Source organism: Kineococcus arenarius subsp. arenarius (assembly GCF_050871845.1).
Classification (GTDB): Bacteria; Actinomycetota; Actinomycetes; order Actinomycetales; family Kineococcaceae; genus Kineococcus.
Map to the genome: position 1 here is coordinate 13,131 of NZ_JBJLSE010000044.1, position 18,800 is coordinate 31,930.

An 18,800-nucleotide genomic window follows, 5' to 3' on the forward strand; every position below is an offset into this window, starting at 1 on the left:
CGCCCGCGGCGTCGTCAGGTGCCCGCGCGCTCGGCGCCGTCGCCGGGGCCGTCCTCCGGCGGCACCCGGCAGTAGCGCTCCACCACCAGGCCCGCGACCAGCAGCGCGACGGAGACCACGAGGTCGGCGAGGGCCACGAGGAACTGCTCGCGGCGGGCGGCGATGTCCAGGGTCGGCAGGTAGTGCACGGCGAAGCCGGCCGACAGCCCCGACAGGAGGGCGCCGGCGACGCAGGCGGCCTTGGCCAGCACCGCGGTGCGCGCCGCGCGCAGCGCGTCGATGCGGCGGGCGCGGTCGCCGCGCACCCACTGCCGCACCGGCCAGCCCAGCCCGAACACGGCCACCGCCAGCAGCGCGATCGTCAGGGTCGTGCGCCACAGCAGCAGCGGCTCGACGGCGCCGGTCGCCGTCCACGCCCGCAGGCCCGACCACGACAGCACCGCGGCGAGGAACCCCACGGCCAGCAGGACCCCCGGGCGGGTGGGCTTCACGCGCCCTCCCCCGCCAGGCTCGCCAGCAGCTCGCGCACCGGCCCGCCGCGCGGACCCGGCAGCACCGCGCCGGGGTCGAGCTGCGCCCACGGCGCCAGCACGAAGGCGCGCTCGTGCGCGCGCGGGTGCGGCAGGACCAGGTCCGGCTCCTCCAGCACCGTCGCGCCGTGCGCGACGACGTCCACGTCGATGGGCCGCGGGCCCCCGGGCACCTTCACCGAGCGGTCCAGGCCGCCGCGGCGCTCCACCTCGTGGCACAGCGCCAGCAGCTCCCGCGGCGGCAGGCTCGTGCGGGCCAGGACCACCAGGTTGAGGAACTCCGGCTGCTCGAGCACCTCCCCCACCGGTGCGCTGGCCAGCGGCTCGGACACGGCGTCGACGACCAGGCCGTCCGCGGCCCGCAGCTCCGCCACCGCCGCGGCCAGCGCCGCCGCCCGGTCGCCCAGGTTCGCGCCCAGCGACAGCACGACGGGCACCGCTGCACCACCGGGCCCGGGTGCGGGCGTGCTCACGCCCGCACCCGGCGCACCACGAGCTCCACGTCGGTGAACGGGACGGTCAGCGGCGCCCGCGGCTTGTGCACGACCACGTCCGCGGCCACCACCCGCGGCGAGCGGGCCAGGCAGGCGGCCGCCACCCGCTCGGCGAGGGTCTCCAGCAGCGCGACCGGCTCGCCCGTCAGCACCGTCACCAGCTCCTCGGCCAGCGCGCCGTAGTCGACGGTGGCGGACAGGTCGTCGCCCGCGGCGGCCTCGGCGACGTCCAGGTGCAGCGCCACGTCCAGGCCGAACGGCTGCCCGTCGCGGCGCTCGGCCTCGAGGACCCCGTGCCGGCCCACGGCCCGCAGGCCCCGCAGCACGATCCGGTCCAGCACCCGCCCGTCCGCGCCCAGGACGGGCCCGGCGGCCTCCAGGGAGCTCACGGCACCGCCACCCCCGCACCCGCCAGCGCCCACGCCCGCGCGACCCGCACGGCGGCCGCCGAGGCCGCCGCCTCGTGCACCCGCACGCCCCAGGCGCCCGCCGCCGCGGCCAGCGCCGAGACCGCGGCCGTGGCGTCGTCGCGCCCGGCCGGCGGCGGGACGCTGCCGTCGCCGGCGGCCAGCAGCGCCCCCAGGAACCGCTTGCGGGAGGCGCCCACCAGCAGCGGCCGGCCCAGCGCCGCCAGCCGCGGCAGCGCCGCCAGCAGCGCCCAGTCGTGCTCGGCGACCTTCGCGAAGCCCAGGCCCGGGTCCAGCACGACGCGCGCGGGGTCCACCCCGGCGGCGGCCACCGCGTCCAGGCGCCGGGCCAGCTCGCGCTCCACCTCGGCGACCACGTCGCCGTAGACCGCCAGCGAGGTCATGACGTCGGAGTGCCCGCGCCAGTGCGAGAGCACGTACCCGGCGTCCAGGCCCGCCACGGCCGGTGCCATCGCCGGGTCGGCCAGGCCGCCGGAGACGTCGTTGACGAGCACCGCACCGGCCTCGACCGCCGCCACGGCGACCTGCGCGCGCATCGTGTCCACGCTCACCGCGACGCCGCGCCCGGCCAGCTCGCGCACCACCGGGACCACGCGGCGCAGCTCCTCGGCGGCGTCCACCCGGCCCGCTCCCGGGCGGGTGGACTCCCCGCCCACGTCCACCAGGTCGGCGCCCGCGGCGACCAGCGCCAGGCCGCGCGCGACGGCGTCGTCGGCCGCGAGGAAGCGCCCGCCGTCGGAGAAGGAGTCGGCCGTGACGTTGACGACCCCCACGACGCGGCAGCGGCCCGGCTCCAGCAGCGCCGCGAGCCGCCCCGCGGGGACGCTCACCGGTGCCCCGCCACGATGAGGCTCATCGCCTCCGCGCGGGTCGCGGGGTGGCGCAGGCCCCCGCGCACGGCGGAGGTGACGGTCTTCGCGCCCGGCTTGCGCACGCCCCGGTACGTCATGCAGGAGTGCTCGCACTCCACGACGACGATGACACCGCGCGGGTGCAGCCCGTCCACGAGGGCGTCGGCGATCTGCGTGGTCAGCCGCTCCTGCAGCTGCGGGCGGCGGGCGTAGACGTCCACCAGCCGGGCCAGCTTCGACAGGCCCGTCACCCGGCCGTGCTCGCCGGGGATGTAACCGACGTGCGCGACGCCGTGGAAGGGCAGCAGGTGGTGCTCGCAGGTGGACTGCAGCTCGATGTCCTTCACCAGGACCAGCTCGTCGTGCTCGAGGCCGAAGTCGGTGACCAGCACGTCGGCCGGCTCCTGCGACAGGCCGGCGAACAGCTCCCCCGCCGCGCGGGCGACGCGGGCGGGGGTGTCGCGCAGGCCTTCGCGGTCCGGGTCCTCGCCGATGGCCAGGAGGAACTCGCGGACCGCGGCCTCGGCGCGCGCGGTGTCGACGCCCGTGCGCGCCGGGGGGCCGGCGGGGGTGGTGGTGGTGCCGCCGGTCACGGCTCCTCGTGGGTGTGGTTCAGCGGGACCTGGGCGCCGTGGCCGTTGAGGGCGGCGCGCTCGCGCGGGCCGGCCACCGGGGGCAGGTCGGAGACGTGGCGGCGCTCGCTGGACAGCCACACCGGGCGCTGCGGGCGCTTCACGACGGGCGCGAAGATCTCCGCCAGCTCGGCCTGGTTGAGGGTCTCCTTGTCCAGCAGGGCGACGACGAGGTCGTCCAGGACCTGGCGGTGCTCCACGAGGATCTCCCACGCCTCGTCGTGGGCGGCCTCGATGAGGCGGCGGACCTCCTCGTCGACGATGCCGGCGACGCCCTCGGAGTAGTCGCGCTCGTGGCCCATGTCGCGGCCGAGGAAGACCTCACCACCGCTGCTGCCGAGCTTGATCGCGCCGATGCGCTCGCTCATGCCGTACTGGGTGACCATCTTGCGGGCCATCCCGGTGGCCTTCTCGATGTCGTTCGAGGCGCCCGTCGTGGGGTCGTGGAAGACGAGCTCCTCGGCGACGCGCCCGCCCAGGGCGTACGCGAGCTGGTCGAGGATCTCGTTGCGGGAGGTGGAGTACTTGTCCTCCGTCGGCAGCACCATCGTGTAGCCGAGGGCCCGCCCGCGCGGCAGGATCGTCACCTTGGTCACCGGGTCGGTGTTCGGCAGGGCCGCGGCCACCAGCGCGTGACCACCCTCGTGGTACGCGGTGACCCGCAGCTCCTTCTCGCTCATCCGGCGGGTGCGCTTCTGCGGGCCGGCCATGACGCGGTCGATGGCCTCGTCGAGCGCGGCGTTGTCGATGACCTTCGCGCCGGCGCGGGCCGTCAGCAGCGCCGCCTCGTTCAGCACGTTGGCCAGGTCGGCGCCGGAGAAGCCCGGGGTGCGGCGCGCCACGGCCAGCAGGTCGATGTCCGGCGAGAGCGGCTTGCCCTTGCCGTGCACCTTGAGGATCTGGTGCCGGCCCTCCATGTCGGGGGCCTCCACCGCGATCTGGCGGTCGAAGCGGCCCGGGCGCAGCAGCGCGGGGTCGAGGATGTCGGGGCGGTTCGTGGCGGCGATGAGGATGACGTTCGCCTTGACGTCGAAGCCGTCCATCTCGACGAGCAGCTGGTTCAGGGTCTGCTCGCGCTCGTCGTGCCCGCCGCCCATGCCGGCGCCGCGGTGCCGGCCCACGGCGTCGATCTCGTCGACGAAGATGATCGCGGGGGCGTTCTGCTTGGCCTGCTCGAAGAGGTCGCGCACGCGGGAGGCGCCGACGCCGACGAACATCTCCACGAAGTCCGAGCCGGAGATCGAGTAGAACGGCACGCCCGCCTCGCCCGCGACGGCGCGGGCCAGCAGCGTCTTGCCGGTGCCGGGCGGGCCGTACAGCAGCACGCCCTTGGGGATCTTCGCGCCCACGGCCTGGAACTTGCCGGGCTCGGAGAGGAACTCCTTGATCTCGTAGAGCTCCTCGACGGCCTCGTCGGCCCCGGCGACGTCCGCGAAGGTCGTCTTGGGGGTGTCCTTGGTCATCATCTTGGCCTTGGACTTGCCGAAGTTCATGACCCGGCTGCCGCCGCCCTGCATCTGGCTCATCAGCCACCAGAACAGCAGCAGGAGCAGCAGGATCGGGCCGACCGTGAACAGCAGGGACGACAGGATGCTCGTCGTCGGCACCTCGTCGGTGACGCTCTCGACGTCCGAGGCCTCCAGGGCGTCCAGGACCTCCTGGCCGCGCTGGGAGATGTAGTACGAGCGCACGGTGGTCGCGCCGTCGACCTCCACGCCGTCCTTCAGGCGCAGCTCGATGCGCTGGTTGCCGTCGGTGAGGGTGGCGCTCTCGACCTGGTTGTCGTCGATGAGCTCCAGCGCGCGCGTGGTGGACACCTCGGTGGTGCCGCTGGAGGCGAAGAAGGACGCGCCGATCGCCACGACCGCGACGGCCACCACGATCCAGAGCCACGGGCCGCGGACTACACGCTTGAGGTTCGACATCTGTGGAAGGGGACGCCCCCTGTCCCTCCTGCTCGGGCCTGCCGGACGCTCGACGGTACACCGCGCCCGCGGGCACACCGGTGGTGCCGATCGTCAGCCTTGTCGACTTGCGAACGGGCGGGGGGCCCGCGCTGTTCCGCGCACCGGCCGCCCGTCCGCTGTCAGCGGAACGCCCGGGGGGTCCTCAGCTGTAGACGTGCGGGGCGAGGGTGGCGACGCAGTCGAGGTTGCGGTACTCGTCGGCGAAGTCCAGGCCGTAGCCGACGACGAACTCGTTGGGGATGTCGAAGCCCACGTAGGCCACGTCCACCTGCACCTTGGCGGCCTCCGGCTTGCGCAGCAGCGTGCACACCCGCACCGACGCCGGCCCGCGCGAGCCGAGGTTCGCCAGCAGCCAGGACAGGGTCAGGCCCGAGTCGATGATGTCCTCCACCACGAGCACGTGGCGGCCGGAGATGTCGGCGTCCAGGTCCTTGAGGATGCGCACCACGCCGGAGGACTTCGTGCCCGAGCCGTAGGAGCTGACGGCCATGAAGTCCATCGACAGCGGGATGCTCATGGCGCGCGAGAGGTCGGCCATGACCATGACCGCGCCCTTCAGGACGCCGACGAGCAGGACGTCCTTGTCGCGGTAGTCCTCGTCCAGCTGCGCGGCGAGCTCGGCCACCCGCGCGGCCACCTGCTCCCGGGTGAGCAGGACGTGGTCGAGGTCGGTGCCGGCGTCGGCGGCGTCCACGGGGTCCTCCGGGCTGTCGTGTCGTCGGGGCTCACGCGGGCGGTCCCGCCCCCGCGGGCGTGAGCACGAGCCTGCCACACGTGCGGTGCGCCCTGGCACCCCCCGGCAGGTGCACCGGGCCCTGCCCGCGCCAGCGCAGCAGCAGCGCGTCCACCGCGTCGACGTGCACGGCGGACAGCGCGCCGGCGGGGCAGCCGGCGGCCAGCGCGGCCCGCCGCAGCCAGCGCCGCCGCAGCGCCGCCGGGGCGGCCAGCAGGTCGGCCACCTCCGCGGCGCCGGCGCGGAACGGGTCGCGCTGCGCGGCCAGCTCGTCCAGCGCGTCGGCGTCCTCGCGCAGCGCCCGCGCCGAGCGGGCCAGCGCCGCCGCCACCCCCGGGCCCAGCGCCGCCTCCAGCACGGGCAGCGCGTCGTGGCGCACCCGGGCGCGGGCCAGGGCCCGGTCGGCGTTGGACGGGTCCTCCCACGGGTCCAGCCCCTGCGCCGCGCAGGCCTGACGCACCACGCCCCGCTCCACGCCCAGCAGCGGGCGGCGCAGCACCCCGCGCACCGCGGGCATCCCCGCCAGGCTGCGGGTGCCCGACCCGCGCGCCAGCCCCAGCAGGACCGTCTCGGCCTGGTCGTCCAGGGTGTGCCCGAGCAGCACCGCGACGGCGCCCGACGCCTCCGCCAGGCGCTCCAGCGCGGCGTACCGGGCCGTGCGGGCGGCGGCCTCCGGACCACCCGTCCGGCCGACGGCCACCCGGGTGGTCAGCACCGGGTCCAGGTGCAGCACGTCCGCGCACACCCGGCGCACGCGCCCGGCCACGTCCGCCGAGCCCGGGTGCAGCCCGTGGTCGACGCTCACCGCCCCGGCGCGCAGGCCGGCGCGGGGCGCCTCGACGGCCAGCGCCGCCGCCAGCGCGAGGGAGTCCGCGCCGCCGCTGCAGGCGGCGAGCACCAGCGAGCCCGGCGCGGCGCCCAGCGCGCGCAGGTCCGCGCGCACCGCCACCCGCACCGCGGCCACCGGCGCAGGCGGCCCGCTCACCCGCTCAGCCGTGCACCCGGCGCACCCAGGCGGCGGGGTCGGCGATCTCCTCCGGCGACGGCAGCTCGCCCGGGCCGCGCCACACGGCGTTCAGCCCGTCCCAGCCGGCCCGCTGGAGCACCCCGCGCACGAAGCGGGCGCCGTCGGCGTACTGGCGGGTCTTGGCGTCCAGGCCCAGCAGCCGGCGCGTCAGCTGGTCCAGGGAACCGCGGCCGCGGCGGCGCTCGGTGAAGCGCGCCCGGATGGTCGCCACGGTGGGCACGACCTGCGGGCCGACCTCGTCCATCACGACGTCGGCGTGGCCCTCCAGCAGCGACATGACCGCCACCAGCCGACGCACCCGCTCGCGCTGCCCGGGGGTCTGCAGCAGGTCCGCCAGGCCGGCCCCGGCGCCGGGGCCGTCGTCGCCGCGCAGCAGGTCCGGCAGCCCGCGCAGCACCCCGCCCAGCCGCTCGCCGAGGTCGCGGGGGTGGGCCAGCAGGTCCGCCGAGAGCCCGCGGGCCTCGTCGGTCACCCAGCGGCGCAGCCACGGGTTGGCGCCGAACTGCAGCCGGTGGGCCTCCTCGTGCAGGCACACCCAGCGGCGGAAGTCGCCCGGGTCCACGCCCAGGTCCCGCTCCACCTGCACGACGTTGGGCGCCACCAGCAGCAGCCGCCCCGGGGAACCGGCGTCGACGCCGGAGAAGACGTCGAACTGCCCCAGCACCCGCGAGGACAGGAACGCCAGCAGCGCGCCGGTCTCCGCGCCCGTGGTGCGCCGGCCCACCGCGGTGGTGGCGCGGTCGGCGCGGCCCCCCGGCTGCGGGCCGCGCCGGCCCGGCGGCGGGGCCGGCACGGCGACGGGTTCCAGCAGGGCGCGCAGCGCCTCCACGTTGGCGCGCGCCCACGAGGCGCGGTCCACCACCAGGGCGGGCGGCTCCGCCGCGCCCGCGGGGTCGCGGTGCAGGCGGGCGGTGGCGGCCACCGGGGCGGCGGACGAGGCGGCGGCCTCGCGCAGCGCACCGACGACGTCGGCGACCTCGTCGCGGCCGACGGGCGGGCCGGCGGGCACCAGCCGCTCGGCCAGCCGGGCGGCGAGGTCGAAGTCGACGTACGCGGCGACGGTGCGGCTGCTGGTCCCCCGTGCGTCCATGGCGGCACGCTACGCGCCGCCCGCGCGGGTGCGCGTGCGGCGGTGCGGCGGTGGGGCGGTGCGGCGGTGGGGCGGTGCGACGGTCAGGAGCAGCCGCAGGGGTCAGGAGCAGCCGCAGGCGGCGAGCGCCGCGGCGACGGCGTCCTCGGCGCGGCGCGCGCCCCAGGAGGCGCCCGCGGGCACGGCGTCGGACAGGACCGCGAAGGCCAGCACCCGCCCGTCGGCGTCGCGCACGTACCCGGCCAGCGAGCTGACGCCGGTCAGGGTGCCCGTCTTGGCGCGCACGACGCCCGCCGCGGCGGCGGACTCGCCGCGGTACCGCTCGGCCAGGGTGCCGGTGACGCCCGCCACGGGCAGGCCGCTGAGCAGGGCGGACAGCTCGGGCCGCTCCTCGGAGGTGGCCAGCACCAGCAGGTCGGTGAGCACCCGCGCCGGCAGTCGGGTGCCGCGGCCGAGCCCGCTGACGCCCTGCAGCTGCACGCCGGTGACGTCCACGCCCAGGTCGGCGACGGCCGCGGCGACCGCGGCACCGGCGTCCTCGAAGGTGCCGGGGCGGCCGGTGGCCAGCGCCACCCGCCGGCCCAGCACCTCGGCGAGGGTGTTGTCGCTCTCGGTGAGCACCAGCTCGACCTGCTCGGCGGTGGTGGCCGACTCCACCCGCGCCAGCACCGGTGCGCCGGGGTCGGCGGCGGCGCGGGCCACGCCGCCGTCGACGTCGGCGGGCGCCACCGCGACGCCCTGCTCGGCGAGCAGCCGCGCGAAGGTGCGGGCGGCCTCCAGGGCGGGGTCGGCCGCGCGGGGCGCGTCCTGCCCGGGCACGAGGCGGCCCTCGTCGACGGCGAGCGGGGCGACGGGGGCGACGTACCCGGCGGCGACGTCGCCGGCGCCCCAGGCGGGCGAGACGGCCGGGCCGCTGAACAGGGCGTCGTCCAGGCGCACGGCCACGGTGCCCGTGCCGGCCTCGCGCAGGGCGTCGGCGGTGGCGGCGGCGAGGTCGGCCAGGCCGGCGCGGCCGGCCACGGCGTCGGGCTCGCCCGCCCCGGCGGACAGCAGGACGTCGCCGCCGGCGACGAGCACCACCTCGTCGGGGGAGGTGCCCCGCACCACGGTCGTCGCGGCGCGCGCGCCGGGCCCCAGGACGTGCAGGGCGGCGGCGGCGGTCAGCAGCTTGGCGACGGAGGCGGGGGTGCGGGGCGCGTCCGCGGCGAGGGAGAGCAGGACCTCGCCGGTGAGGGCGTCGGCGACGACCGCGGAGGGTGCCGGGCCCAGCGCGGGGTCGGCCAGGAGGGGGGCGAGGCGCTCCTGCAGCGCGGTGGCGCCCGGGACGGGCGCGGTGGTGGCGGGCGGGGCCAGCACGGGCGCGGGCGCCTCGTCCGGCGCGGCGGCCGCGGGGGCGGTGGGCAGCGGCTCGGCGGTGGGCGGCGGGGTGGTGGTCAGCGGGCCGGGCACGGCGTCGGCGACGTCCAGGCCGGCGTACCCGGCCAGGAGCACCAGGGCCGTGGCCGCACCGGCAAGGCCCACCGCGCCCCTGCGCACCCCGTCCCCCCGTCCCCCGTCCGGACCCCACCCGTCCGTGACCGGCGGGCGACTGCGCGACACTAGCGCGACCGCCGGGCGCCGGACGTGGCGCCGGGTCGACAGGACGGGCCCGGCCGGGCCCCGCGAGAGGAGCAGCGTGACCAAGGCACCCACGTCGGAGAACCACCCCTCGGACGAGGTCGTGAAGCCGACGCAGCCGATCGAGTTCGACGCGACCATCGAGATCCCCAAGGGTCAGCGCAACAAGTACGAGGTGGACCACGAGAGCGGCCGCATCCGGCTGGACCGCATGCTCTTCACCTCCACGCGCTACCCGCACGACTACGGGTTCATCGAGGGCACGCTGGGCGAGGACGGCGACCCGCTGGACGTGCTGGTGCTCCTGGAGGAGCCCACGTTCCCGGGCTGCCTCATCGCCTGCCGCCCCATCGGCATGTTCCACATGCGCGACGAGGCCGGCGGTGACGACAAGGTCCTCGCCGTGCCGGCGGGCGACCCGCGCTGGGACAAGATCCAGGACCTGGACGACATCAGCGAGTTCGACCGCCTGGAGATCCAGCACTTCTTCGAGACCTACAAGGACCTCGAGCCCGGCAAGTCCGTCGAGGGCGCCAACTGGACCGGCCGCGAGGAGGCCGAGAAGGAGATCGCGGCGTCGTACGAGCGCGCCAAGGGCACCTCCTACGAGGCCGGCGCCGGTCACTGACGAGCCCCCTCCGGGCGGGCGACCGCCCGGAGGACCCGGTCAACGGGGCCGGGTGCCGTGCGGCAGCAGCCCCGAGCGGTAGATCGACGCGGTGCGCACCACGGCCCCGGTGTGCGGGGCCTCCACCATCCGCCCGGGCGAGACCACCAGGGCGACGTGGTGGACCGTGGCGGGGTCGGAGGTGTCGGTGGCGTAGAAGACGAGGTCCCCGGCCGCCAGGTCGGCCAGGGCCACCGGCGCCCCGCTGGAGCGCTGCAGGCGCGAGGAGTGCGGCAGCCGCACGCCGGCGGCCTCCCAGGCCCGCAGGGTCAGGCCGGAGCAGTCGAAGGCGTCGGGGCCCTCCCCGCCCCACCGGTACGGCTTGCCGAGCTGGTCCAGGGCCCAGGCCACCGCGGTGTCCGCACCCGCGGTGGGACCGGCCGCCACCAGCACCCCCGTCGAGGCCCCGGCGGCCGCCTCGACGGCCTGCCGCGCAGCGGCTTCGAGGCGCTCCTGCTCCTCGGCGGCCAGGGCGGCCTGCCGGTCCCGCTCCAGCTCCACGGAGGTCCGCTGGAGCCGGGCGAGCTCGGCGACCAGCTCCTCGGTGCGCACCCGGGTGGCCGTGACGGCGGCGTCGGCCGCGGCGGCGGCGGCCTCCGCGGCGGTGCGGGCCGCGGCGGCGGCGTCGGTGGCCCGCTGCTGCGCGTCGGCGGCGGTGTCGGCCTCGGCGCGGGCGGCCTCGGCGGCCCGCTGCGCCCGGTCGGCGCGCTCGACGGCCTCGTCGCGGTGCGCGGTCAGGCGCTCCAGGGTGGCCGAGCGGTCCAGCAGGTCCTGGGCGGAGCCGGCCCCGAGCACGGAGGCCAGCGACTCGAGGTCACCGGCGGCGCCGCGGTAGCTGCGGGAGGCGATCCGCCCCAGGGCGAGGCGGGCGCCGTCCAGCTCGGCGCGGGCCGTCCCGGCGGCACCGGCGGCCGCCGCGGCCTCGGCGGTCCGCTGCTGCAGCAGCGCCCGCGCCTCGTCGAAGTCCTCCGCGGCGACCGACAGCCGCACGTGCGCGGCGTCCAGGTCGGCCTGCTGCCGGGTCAGCTCGGTCTGCAGCGCGGCGACCCGCTGAGCGGTGCCCGCGGCGGCGGCCCGCGCCGCGTCGACCTCGTCCTGGCCGGGGGGCTGGACCGGTGCTGCGGCGGCGGGCGCGGCGGCCAGCAGGGGCAGGGCCCCCGCGACGGCCAGCAGCACGGTGCGGCGCGCGGCGCCCTCAGCCACGACGACCGGCGCCGGCCACGGCGCTGTCACGTCCCGTGATCAGTGGTGTCACGCGGTGCAGGCTAGTCGCGAGGGACGGTGCCGGGAACAGCGCGAGCGTACGATCGAGGGCTGGATCGCGGGCCCCTGCCCGCACGAGGCGGGGCACCGAGGACGGGAGGAGCTGCCCGTGGGCGAGCTCATGCAGATCGGCGAGGTGGTCGAACGCGTCGGCTACAGCTTCCGCACCATCCGCTACTACGAGGAGATGGGCCTGGTCACGCCCTCGGCGCGCACGCCCGGCGGTTTCCGCCTGTACACCGAGATGGACGTGTACCGGCTCCTGGTCCTCAAGCGCATGAAGCCGCTGGACTTCTCCCTGGAGGAGATGCGCGAGCTGCTCTCGATCCTCGACGCCCTGGACGGCCGGCTGCCCTCCGGCACGCCCCGCGAGGAGCTGTTCGACCAGCTCGACGACTTCCGCGCCGCGGCCGACGCCCGGGTGGAGAAGCTGCGCGAGAAGCTCGCGATGGCCGAGGAGTTCGCGCAGCAGCTGCGCGACGAGGCCGCCGGCCGCACCGGCGGCAACTCCCCCGCCCCCGAGCCGCCGGTGCTGCCCGAGCTGCCGGCCCCGCAGGGGCGCGGCGCCGCCGCGGCGGGCTGAGCCGCCCCGGGCGCTTCAGCCCGCGAAGGGCAGCACCGGCAGGCCCCGCACGCCCGGCACGTGCCGGAAGAGGCTGCCCGCCGCCGGGTCGTCGTCGTCGGCGAGGTTCTCCCGCGAGGTGGTGATGAACAGCTCGTCCAGGTCGGCGCCGCCGAAGGTGCAGGCCGTGACCTGGCGCGCGCCCACCTCCACGACCGCGTCCAGCGTGCCGTCCGGGGCGTAGCGGCGCACCGACGAGCCGCCGAACAGCGCCGTCCACACCCCGCCCTCGGCGTCCACGCACAGCCCGTCGGGGTTGAAGCGGCCGGAGTCGTCGTTGACCTGCGCGAACGGGCGGCGGTTCGTCAGCCCGCCCTCGCGGTCGTAGTCGAAGACGTCGGTGCGGCCGGTGGGGGTGTCGTTGTAGTAGGCCAGCGTCCCGTCGGGGCTGAAGCCCAGGCCGTTGGAGATCGTCACCCCGGTCAGCACCGTGCTCACCGAGCCGTCGGGGTCCAGGCGGACCACCGACCCGCGGCCCTCGCCGGCGCCGCCGGCCTGCTCGTACGCCATGGACCCGGCGTAGAAGCGCCCGTCGGGGTCGCAGCCGCCCTCGTTCATGCGCAGCCCGGCGTCGGCGCCCCACAGCTCCGCCAGGGGCGTCAGGGTGCCGTCCGCGTCCTCCAGGACGAAGCCGCGCTCGACCGCCACGACCGCGCCGCCACCGGTGCGCGGGCGCACGATCGCCGCGACGTCGCCGTAGTGGCGGCGCGACAGCTCCCCCGCGGGGGTCAGGGTCAGGACGTCGCCGGCCACCATGTCGACGAACCGCAGCCCGCCCCACTGCTGCGACCAGCACGGCCCCTCGCCGTGGTACACGATCCGATCGGTGATGCGTTCCGCTGCGGCCACGCACCGCACCCTAGGGGGCGGGGCGTTCGCCCGCCCGGGTGGCCGTGCTCCAGGGTGTCGCCGGGGCGGTCGACAGACCACCGTGCCCGCCTCCCGCCGAGTCCCCACCGTGGCGACGCCGCGCGTGATGGGCCCGACCGCGGGCGCGTTCTACCTGGCCGGCGGCGGCGCGGCCCTCGCCGTGGTGCTGGGCTCGCCGTTCCCGGTGGCCGCCACGCGGCTGGAGCTGGGCGGGCTGGCCGTGACCGCCCTGCTGGCCGGGGCGCTGCTGCTCCTGCGCGGGTACGTGCTGCCCCGGTGGGCCTTCCACGTCGTCGCCGGCACGGGCACGCTGCTGATCACGCTGGCCGTGCCCAAGTGCCCCACGCTCGCCACGGCGCTGGCGATGAGCGCGGTGTACCTGTTCGTGGCGGTCGACGTCGTCTTCTTCTTCACCTGGCGCGAGTCCGCGGCCCACCTGTCGGTGCTCACCGCCGCCGGGGCGTGGGCGCTGTGCGACCGGCCCGGCATGACGCCGGGCGTGGCGGTGTCGCTGGTCGTGCTGCTCGTCGTCATCGCCGGTGTCGTCGGCCTGCTCGTGCACGAGGCCGCCGACGCCGCCCGCGACGGCCTCACCGGCCTGGCCAACCGCCGCGGCTTCGACGACGCCCTGGACGCCGCCCTCGCGGTGGCCGCCCGCACCGGCGCCCCGCTGTCGACGGCGCTGCTGGACGTGGACCACTTCAAGCGCGTCAACGACCAGCACGGGCACGCCGCAGGCGACGAGCTGCTGCGCGCCGTCGGCGAGGAGTACCGGCACGCCCTGCCTCCGGGCGCCGTCCTGGCCCGGTACGGCGGCGACGAGTTCGCGGTGCTGCTGCCGGGGCTGCCCGGCCCGCGGGCGCTGGAGCTGGTGGACGGGCTGCGCGCAGCCGGCACCCGCGCGGCGCTGTCCTGCGGCGTGGCCGAGCTGTCCCCCGGCGAGAGCGGCGCGGAGCTCATGCGCCGCGCCGACAGCGCCCTGTACGCGGCGAAGGCCGCCGGGCGCGGGCGGGCCCGCCTGCTCGACGACACCTCGGCGGTGCTGGCCCGGGACCTCGCCGACGCCCTGGCGGCGGGGGACGTGCGCGCCTGGTTCCAGCCGATCGTGGACCCCGCCGACGGGGAGGTGCTGGGCGTGGAGGCGCTGGCCCGCTGGACGCACCCGGTGCGCGGGCCGGTGCCGCCGCTGGAGTTCGTGCACGTCGCCGAGAGCACCGGGCTCGTGCACGAGCTCGGCCCGGCGGTCCTGGCCGACGCCTGCCGCGGCGCGCTGGAGGTGCGCCGGGCGTGGGGGCGCGAGCTGGTGCTCACCGTGAACGTCTCCGGCCGCGAGCTGACCAACCCCGACTACCCGCAGCGCGTGCTGGAGGTGCTGGCGGAGACCGGCTTCCCCGCCTCCTCGCTCGTGCTGGAGGTCACCGAGAGCGTCGTGGACGCCTCCGGGCAGGCCGCGCTGGACGCGCTGCGCGAGCTGCGCTCGCACGGCATCGGGGTGGCCATCGACGACTTCGGCACCGGCTACTCGGCCTTCAGCCGGCTGGACACGCTGCCCGCCGACTACCTCAAGCTGGACGCCGGGTTCACCGCGGGCATCACCACGTCCCCGCGCCGGGCGGGGATGCTGGAGGCGCTGCTGTCGCTGAGCGCGACGCTGGGCCTGCGGGTGGTCGCCGAGGGCGTGGAGACGGCCGAGCAGGCGCGGCTGCTCACCGAGATGGGCTGCCCGCTGGCGCAGGGGTGGCTGTTCAGCCGGCCGGTGCCGCCGTGGCAGCTGGCGGAGCGGGGGCGCACCGGCGACCGCACGCCGCAGCGCACCGGCGCGGCCTGACCGGGCGCGGGCCGCCCACCCGCAGCGCCGCCGCCGCTCCCCCGCGGGCCCGCCCTCACAGGCCCGCCGTCGGCAGGTACGCCAGCTCCGGGCGCCCCGAGCCGCCGTAGCGGGGCTCCCTGCGCACCCGGCCCGCACCGGCCAGGTGCTCCAGGTAGCGGCGGGCGCTGACGCGGGACAGCCCGGTGGCAGCGGCCGCCTCCGCGGCGGACAGCCCGGCCCCGGCCGGGGCGGCGCGCAGCGCGGCGACCACGGCCTGCAGGGTCGCGGGCGCCACCCCGCGCGCCGGGCCGGCGGCGGTGCGCAGCTGGGCCAGGGCCTCGTCGATGGCCCGCTGGTCCAGGGCCTCGTCGCCGCCGCCCGCCGCGCGGGCCACCTCCTCGCGGAAGCGCGCGTAGGCGCGCAGCCGCTCCTCCAGCGCGGCGGCGGTGAACGGCTTCAGCAGGTACTGCACGACGCCCATCGACAGCGCCTGGCGCACCACGCCGGGCTCGCGGGCGGCGGTGACGGCCACGACGTCGGCGCCGACGGCCGCGGCCCGCAGCGCCCGCAGGACCTGCAGCCCGTCCACGTCCGGCAGCGTCATGTCCAGCAGCACCAGGTCCACCCCGCCGGCGCCGACGGCGGCCAGCGCCTGACGGCCGGAGTGCACGGTGGCGGCGACGGTGAACCCGGCGACCGCCTCGACCAGCCGGGCGTGCGCGGCGGCGAGCACCGGGTCGTCCTCGACCACCAGGACCCGGATCGGTGCGGCGCTCACGCGCGCTCCCGCGCCGCGCCCACGGGCAGGCGCACCACGAGCGTGCCGCCGCCGTCGTCGAGGGTCACGGGCTCCTCCACCGAGATCGAGCCGCCGTGCCGGCGCACCACCTGGCCCACCAGCGCCAGGCCCAGCCCGTGCGCGCCGTGCGGGGAGAGCCGCTGCTCCTTGCGCGACCAGCCGCGCTGCACCGCCCGCTCCAGGTCGCCGGCCGGCAGCCCCTCGCCGGAGTCGGTGACCCGCACCTCCACGACGGTGCCCCCGTCGCGCTGCCCGCAGCCGGTGCGCACCCGCACCCAGCGCGGCTCGGCGCCCGCCATCGCCGCCTCCACCGCGTTGTCCACGAGGTTGCCCACGACGGTCACCAGGTCGCGCGCCGGCAGCAGCCCCGCGGGCAGCGCCGTGTCCGGCTCCACCTCCAGCTCCACGCCCCGCTCGGCGGCCTGCGCGGACTTGCCCACCAGCAGCGCCGCCACCGCCGGGTCCGCGACGTCGGCGACGACGAGGTCGGTCAGCTCCTGGGCCGCCGCGAGCTCCGCGGTGGCGAACTCCACCGCCTGCGCGGTGCGGCCCTGCTCGACGAGGGTGACCACGACGTGCAGCCGGTTGGCCGCCTCGTGGGCCTGCGAGCGCAGCGCCTCGGCCAGCCCCCGCACCGCGTCCAGGTCGCGGGTCAGCGCCTGCAGCTCGGTGTGGTCGCGCAGGGTGACGACCGTGCCGACGCGGCGCCCCTCCCAGCGGGCGTCGAGCCGGCTGACGACGAGCACCCGGTCGTCGGTGACCTGCACGTCGTCGACGACGTCCTCCCCGGCGTCGACGAGGCGGCGCACCGCCGGCGGCAGCTCCACGCCCGGCACGCCGTCACCGGCGCCCTCCGGCCCCGGCGGCAGCAGCCGGCGGGCCTCGTCGTTGACGACCTGCACCCGCCCGGCGGGGTCCAGCACCACCAGGCCCTCGCGCAGCGAGTGCAGGACGGCGTCGTCGACTTCCCACAGCCGGGTCAGGTCCGCCGGTTCCAGCCCGTGGGGGGGGGGGGGGGGGGGGGGGGGGGGGGGGCGGGGGGGGGGCCGGGCGTCGGCCCCCCCCGCCCCCCCGGCCCCCCCCCCCCCCCCCCCCCCCCCCCCCCCCCCCCCCCCCCCCCCCCCCCCCCCCCCCCCCCCCCCCCCCCCCAGCGGCTCAGCGCGAGGCTGCCGGCCACCGAGACGGCCAGGGCCCCCGCCGCGGCCCCCAGCACCAGCGGCAGCTGCCCCAGCAGGTCCTGCGCCAGCGCACGGGTCGTGACGCCCGCCGCCACCGCGCCGACGACGCGGCCGTCGGCGGCGCGCACCGGCACCACCGCCCGCACCGACGGCCCGAGGGTGCCTGTGTAGGTCTCCACGACCCGGCCCCCGGCCAGGGCGGCCGCGGCGTTGCCGACGAAGCGGCCCCCCACCCGCTCGGGGTCCGGGTGCGTCCAGCGCACGGTGGCGGTGTCCATGACGGTGATGAAGTCGGTGCCGGTGCGCTCGCGCACCTCCTCCACGTGGGCGCGCACGGCGGCGCGCTCACCGGCCAGCGCCGGGTCGGTGGTGCCGCCGGGCACGGCCAGGCCGGCGCGCACGTCCGGGTCGGTGGCGACGGCCCCGGCGACGGCGGTGACGAGCTCGGCGGCGTCGCGGCGGCCGTCGGCGCGCAGCTGCCACACCAGCGCCGCGGCGCAGCCGGCGGTGACGACGGAGACGACGAGGAGCTGCAGGACGAGCACCCGCGAGGCGAGGGTCCAGCGCCGCCGGCGGGACGAGGGCGCCGCCGCCCCGGCGCGGCGGGCGGCGCGGCGCGCGGCGCCGTGAACGAAAGGTGCAGAAGCACGACCCGCGCGCGAGCGTGTGAGCACCATCACCTCCGTACCCCCCGGTCACAGGAGGATCCCATGAGCACAGGCGCTCAGCCCGGCACCCGCACCAAGGACCGCACCCACTACCTCTACATCGCCGTCATCGCCGCCGTGGCGCTCGGCATCGCGGTGGGGCTGCTGTTCCCCGACGCGGGGAAGGCGCTGAAGCCCCTCGGCACGGGCTTCGTGAACCTCGTCAAGATGATGATCTCGCCGATCATCTTCTGCACGATCGTGCTGGGCATCGGGTCGGTGCGCAAGGCCGCCCAGGTCGGCCGGGTGGGCGGCACCGCGCTGCTGTACTTCATGGTGATGAGCGCGTTCGCGCTGGTCATCGGCCTGGTGGTCGGCAACCTGCTGCCGACCACGGACCTGCAGCTGACCGACGACCTGCGCGGGCGCGGCGGCGAGCTCGCCGAGGCCGCCCACGAGTCCGGCGGCACCGTCGACTTCCTGCTGGGCATCATCCCGACGTCGCTGCTGTCCGCCCTCACCGACGGCTCAGTGCTGGAGACGCTGTTCGTCGCGCTGCTGGTCGGCTTCGCGATCCAGGGCCTCGGCGAGCGCGGCGAGAGCGCGCTGCGCGGCGTCGAGACCATCCAGCGCATCGTCTTCAAGGTCCTGGCGATGGTCATGTGGGTCGCTCCGATCGGCGCGTTCGGCGCCATCGCCGCCGTCGTCGGCGAGACCGGCGTGGACGCCCTCAAGGCGCTGGCGGTCGTCATGGTCGGCTTCTACGTCACCTGCGCGCTGTTCATCTTCATCGTCCTGGGCCTGCTGCTGCGGGTGGCGGCGAAGACGTCGATCTTCTCGCTGCTGCGCTACACGGCCCGCGAGCTGCTGCTCATCGTCTCCACGTCCAGCTCCGAGACGGCCCTGCCGCGGCTGATCGCGAAGATGGAGCACCTGGGCGTGTCCCGCCCCACCGTCGGCATCGTCGTGCCGACCGGGTACTCCTTCAACCTCGACGGCACCGCCATCTACCTGACGATGGCCTCGCTGTTCATCGCGAACTCCCTGGGCGACCCGCTGTCGATCGGCGAGCAGGTGTCCCTGCTGGTGTTCATGGTCATCGCCTCCAAGGGCGCCGCGGGCGTGTCCGGCGCCGGCCTGGCCACGCTGGCCGGCGGGCTGTCCTCGCACCGCCCGGAGCTGCTGGACGGCGTCGGCCTCATCGTCGGCATCGACCGGTTCATGTCCGAGGCGCGCGCCATCACCAACTTCATCGGCAACGCGGTGGGCACCGTCGTCATCGGCACCTGGACCGGGCAGATCGACCGGGCCCGCGCCGCGCGCGTCCTGGCCGGGGAGCTGCCGTTCGACGAGCGCACGATGGACCCCTCGCACGGCGAGCACGCCGAGGTCCTGGAGCCGGAGGCCGGAGCGGGCGGCACGCCGGCCCCGCGCCAGACCGCGGGCACGCGCTGACCGCACGCGCCGACCCGCGCTGCACGCACGGCGAGGCCCCCCCCCCGCCCCGCCGGGGGGGGCCCCCCCCGGGGGGGCCGGCGGCCCGGCCCCGTAGCTTGTTCCCCCCCCAAACCGCCC

General features: G+C 77.4%; 19 protein-coding genes. 4 read left to right on the forward strand and 15 right to left on the reverse strand.

Annotated features, from left to right (window positions below):
* Positions 1-14: 14 nt before the first annotated feature.
* The 10 genes from ACRYM0_RS12090 to dacB all read right to left on the reverse strand — a co-directional run bounded on the left by ACRYM0_RS12090 (position 15) and on the right by dacB (position 9,273).
* Positions 15-491, reverse strand: a complete 477-nt coding sequence (locus tag ACRYM0_RS12090; protein WP_432505374.1) for a DUF3180 domain-containing protein — start codon at positions 489-491, stop codon at positions 15-17.
* Positions 488-1,003 carry a 2-amino-4-hydroxy-6-hydroxymethyldihydropteridine diphosphokinase gene (gene folK, locus ACRYM0_RS12095; RefSeq protein ID WP_432505376.1) on the reverse strand — a complete coding sequence of 172 codons (516 nt, stop codon included), beginning with the start codon at positions 1,001-1,003 and terminating at the stop codon, positions 488-490. The genes ACRYM0_RS12090 and folK overlap by 4 nt, the downstream gene beginning before the upstream one ends.
* Complete coding sequence (gene folB, locus ACRYM0_RS12100) at positions 1,000-1,413, reverse strand: dihydroneopterin aldolase (protein ID WP_432505377.1); 414 nt, start codon at positions 1,411-1,413, stop codon at positions 1,000-1,002. Before folB ends, folK begins: the two co-directional genes overlap by 4 nt.
* On the reverse strand, positions 1,410-2,282 hold the full coding sequence (gene folP / locus ACRYM0_RS12105; RefSeq protein ID WP_432505379.1) for a dihydropteroate synthase: 873 nt from the start codon (positions 2,280-2,282) through the stop codon (positions 1,410-1,412). The genes folB and folP overlap by 4 nt, the downstream gene beginning before the upstream one ends.
* Complete coding sequence (folE, locus tag ACRYM0_RS12110) at positions 2,279-2,896, reverse strand: GTP cyclohydrolase I FolE (RefSeq protein ID WP_432505381.1); 618 nt, start codon at positions 2,894-2,896, stop codon at positions 2,279-2,281. The genes folP and folE overlap by 4 nt, the downstream gene beginning before the upstream one ends.
* A complete protein-coding gene (gene ftsH / locus ACRYM0_RS12115) occupies positions 2,893-4,860 on the reverse strand; it encodes an ATP-dependent zinc metalloprotease FtsH (protein WP_432505382.1) in 1,968 nt (655 codons plus the stop codon). Before ftsH ends, folE begins: the two co-directional genes overlap by 4 nt.
* Before the next feature lie 184 nt (positions 4,861-5,044).
* Positions 5,045-5,596, reverse strand: a complete 552-nt coding sequence (hpt, locus tag ACRYM0_RS12120; RefSeq protein WP_432505384.1) for a hypoxanthine phosphoribosyltransferase — start codon at positions 5,594-5,596, stop codon at positions 5,045-5,047.
* Between the two features lie 31 nt (positions 5,597-5,627).
* Entirely contained in the window at positions 5,628-6,620 is a 993-nt protein-coding gene (tilS, locus tag ACRYM0_RS12125; protein ID WP_432505385.1) for a tRNA lysidine(34) synthetase TilS, read from the reverse strand.
* 4 nt (positions 6,621-6,624) lie between these two features.
* Positions 6,625-7,752: a zinc-dependent metalloprotease gene (locus tag ACRYM0_RS12130; RefSeq protein ID WP_432505387.1), complete on the reverse strand. Its 1,128-nt coding sequence runs from the start codon at positions 7,750-7,752 to the stop codon at positions 6,625-6,627.
* A gap of 102 nt (positions 7,753-7,854) precedes the next feature.
* The gene (dacB, locus tag ACRYM0_RS12135; RefSeq protein ID WP_432505389.1) at positions 7,855-9,273 is read right to left on the reverse strand and encodes a D-alanyl-D-alanine carboxypeptidase/D-alanyl-D-alanine endopeptidase; all 1,419 of its coding nucleotides are present in this window, start codon (positions 9,271-9,273) and stop codon (positions 7,855-7,857) included.
* Between the two features lie 217 nt (positions 9,274-9,490).
* Between dacB and ACRYM0_RS12140 the strand changes: the two genes are divergently transcribed.
* Entirely contained in the window at positions 9,491-9,997 is a 507-nt protein-coding gene (locus tag ACRYM0_RS12140; protein ID WP_432505401.1) for an inorganic diphosphatase, read from the forward strand.
* A gap of 39 nt (positions 9,998-10,036) precedes the next feature.
* Here ACRYM0_RS12140 and ACRYM0_RS12145 read toward each other — a convergent pair whose 3' ends face one another.
* Positions 10,037-11,239, reverse strand: a complete 1,203-nt coding sequence (locus tag ACRYM0_RS12145; protein ID WP_432505390.1) for a C40 family peptidase — start codon at positions 11,237-11,239, stop codon at positions 10,037-10,039.
* 181 nt (positions 11,240-11,420) lie between these two features.
* Between ACRYM0_RS12145 and ACRYM0_RS12150 the strand changes: the two genes are divergently transcribed.
* Positions 11,421-11,882 (forward strand): MerR family transcriptional regulator, encoded by a 462-nt coding sequence (locus tag ACRYM0_RS12150; protein WP_432505403.1) that lies wholly within the window; start codon positions 11,421-11,423, stop codon positions 11,880-11,882.
* Positions 11,883-11,897: 15 nt separating this feature from the next.
* On the opposite strand, the gene ACRYM0_RS12155 is transcribed toward ACRYM0_RS12150, so the two are convergent.
* Positions 11,898-12,770: an SMP-30/gluconolactonase/LRE family protein gene (locus tag ACRYM0_RS12155; RefSeq protein WP_432505392.1), complete on the reverse strand. Its 873-nt coding sequence runs from the start codon at positions 12,768-12,770 to the stop codon at positions 11,898-11,900.
* 127 nt (positions 12,771-12,897) lie between these two features.
* On the opposite strand from ACRYM0_RS12155, the gene ACRYM0_RS12160 reads away from it, so the two are divergent.
* The gene (locus ACRYM0_RS12160) at positions 12,898-14,619 is read left to right on the forward strand and encodes a putative bifunctional diguanylate cyclase/phosphodiesterase (protein ID WP_432505405.1); all 1,722 of its coding nucleotides are present in this window, start codon (positions 12,898-12,900) and stop codon (positions 14,617-14,619) included.
* Positions 14,620-14,674: 55 nt separating this feature from the next.
* Here ACRYM0_RS12160 and ACRYM0_RS12165 read toward each other — a convergent pair whose 3' ends face one another.
* Genes ACRYM0_RS12165 through ACRYM0_RS12175 form a run of 3 tightly spaced genes read right to left on the reverse strand, consistent with a single transcriptional unit; the run spans position 14,675 to position 17,252 of the window.
* On the reverse strand, positions 14,675-15,379 hold the full coding sequence (locus tag ACRYM0_RS12165; RefSeq protein ID WP_432505394.1) for a response regulator: 705 nt from the start codon (positions 15,377-15,379) through the stop codon (positions 14,675-14,677).
* The gene (locus ACRYM0_RS12170) at positions 15,376-16,326 is read right to left on the reverse strand and encodes a sensor histidine kinase (RefSeq protein ID WP_432505395.1); all 951 of its coding nucleotides are present in this window, start codon (positions 16,324-16,326) and stop codon (positions 15,376-15,378) included. Before ACRYM0_RS12170 ends, ACRYM0_RS12165 begins: the two co-directional genes overlap by 4 nt.
* Positions 16,327-16,379: 53 nt before the next feature.
* Entirely contained in the window at positions 16,380-17,252 is an 873-nt protein-coding gene (locus tag ACRYM0_RS12175; protein ID WP_432505397.1) for a hypothetical protein, read from the reverse strand.
* A 36-nt stretch (positions 17,253-17,288) separates the two neighbouring features.
* Here ACRYM0_RS12175 and ACRYM0_RS12180 point away from each other — a divergent pair, with 36 nt between their 5' ends.
* Positions 17,289-18,680, forward strand: a complete 1,392-nt coding sequence (locus ACRYM0_RS12180; protein WP_432505398.1) for a cation:dicarboxylate symporter family transporter — start codon at positions 17,289-17,291, stop codon at positions 18,678-18,680.
* Positions 18,681-18,800 lie beyond the last annotated feature (120 nt).

Bases quoted from the DNA above. Each gene is read 5' to 3' on its own strand.
- ACRYM0_RS12150 (WP_432505403.1), top strand. From the start codon at position 11,421: ATGCAGATCGGCGAGGTGGTCGAACGCGTCGGCTACAGCTTCCGCACC.
- ACRYM0_RS12160 (WP_432505405.1), top strand. From the start codon at position 12,898: ATGGGCCCGACCGCGGGCGCGTTCTACCTGGCCGGCGGCGGCGCGGCC.
- ACRYM0_RS12130 (WP_432505387.1), bottom strand. From the start codon at position 7,752: ATGGACGCACGGGGGACCAGCAGCCGCACCGTCGCCGCGTACGTCGAC.
- ACRYM0_RS12180 (WP_432505398.1), top strand. From the start codon at position 17,289: ATGAGCACAGGCGCTCAGCCCGGCACCCGCACCAAGGACCGCACCCAC.
- ftsH (WP_432505382.1), bottom strand. From the start codon at position 4,860: ATGTCGAACCTCAAGCGTGTAGTCCGCGGCCCGTGGCTCTGGATCGTG.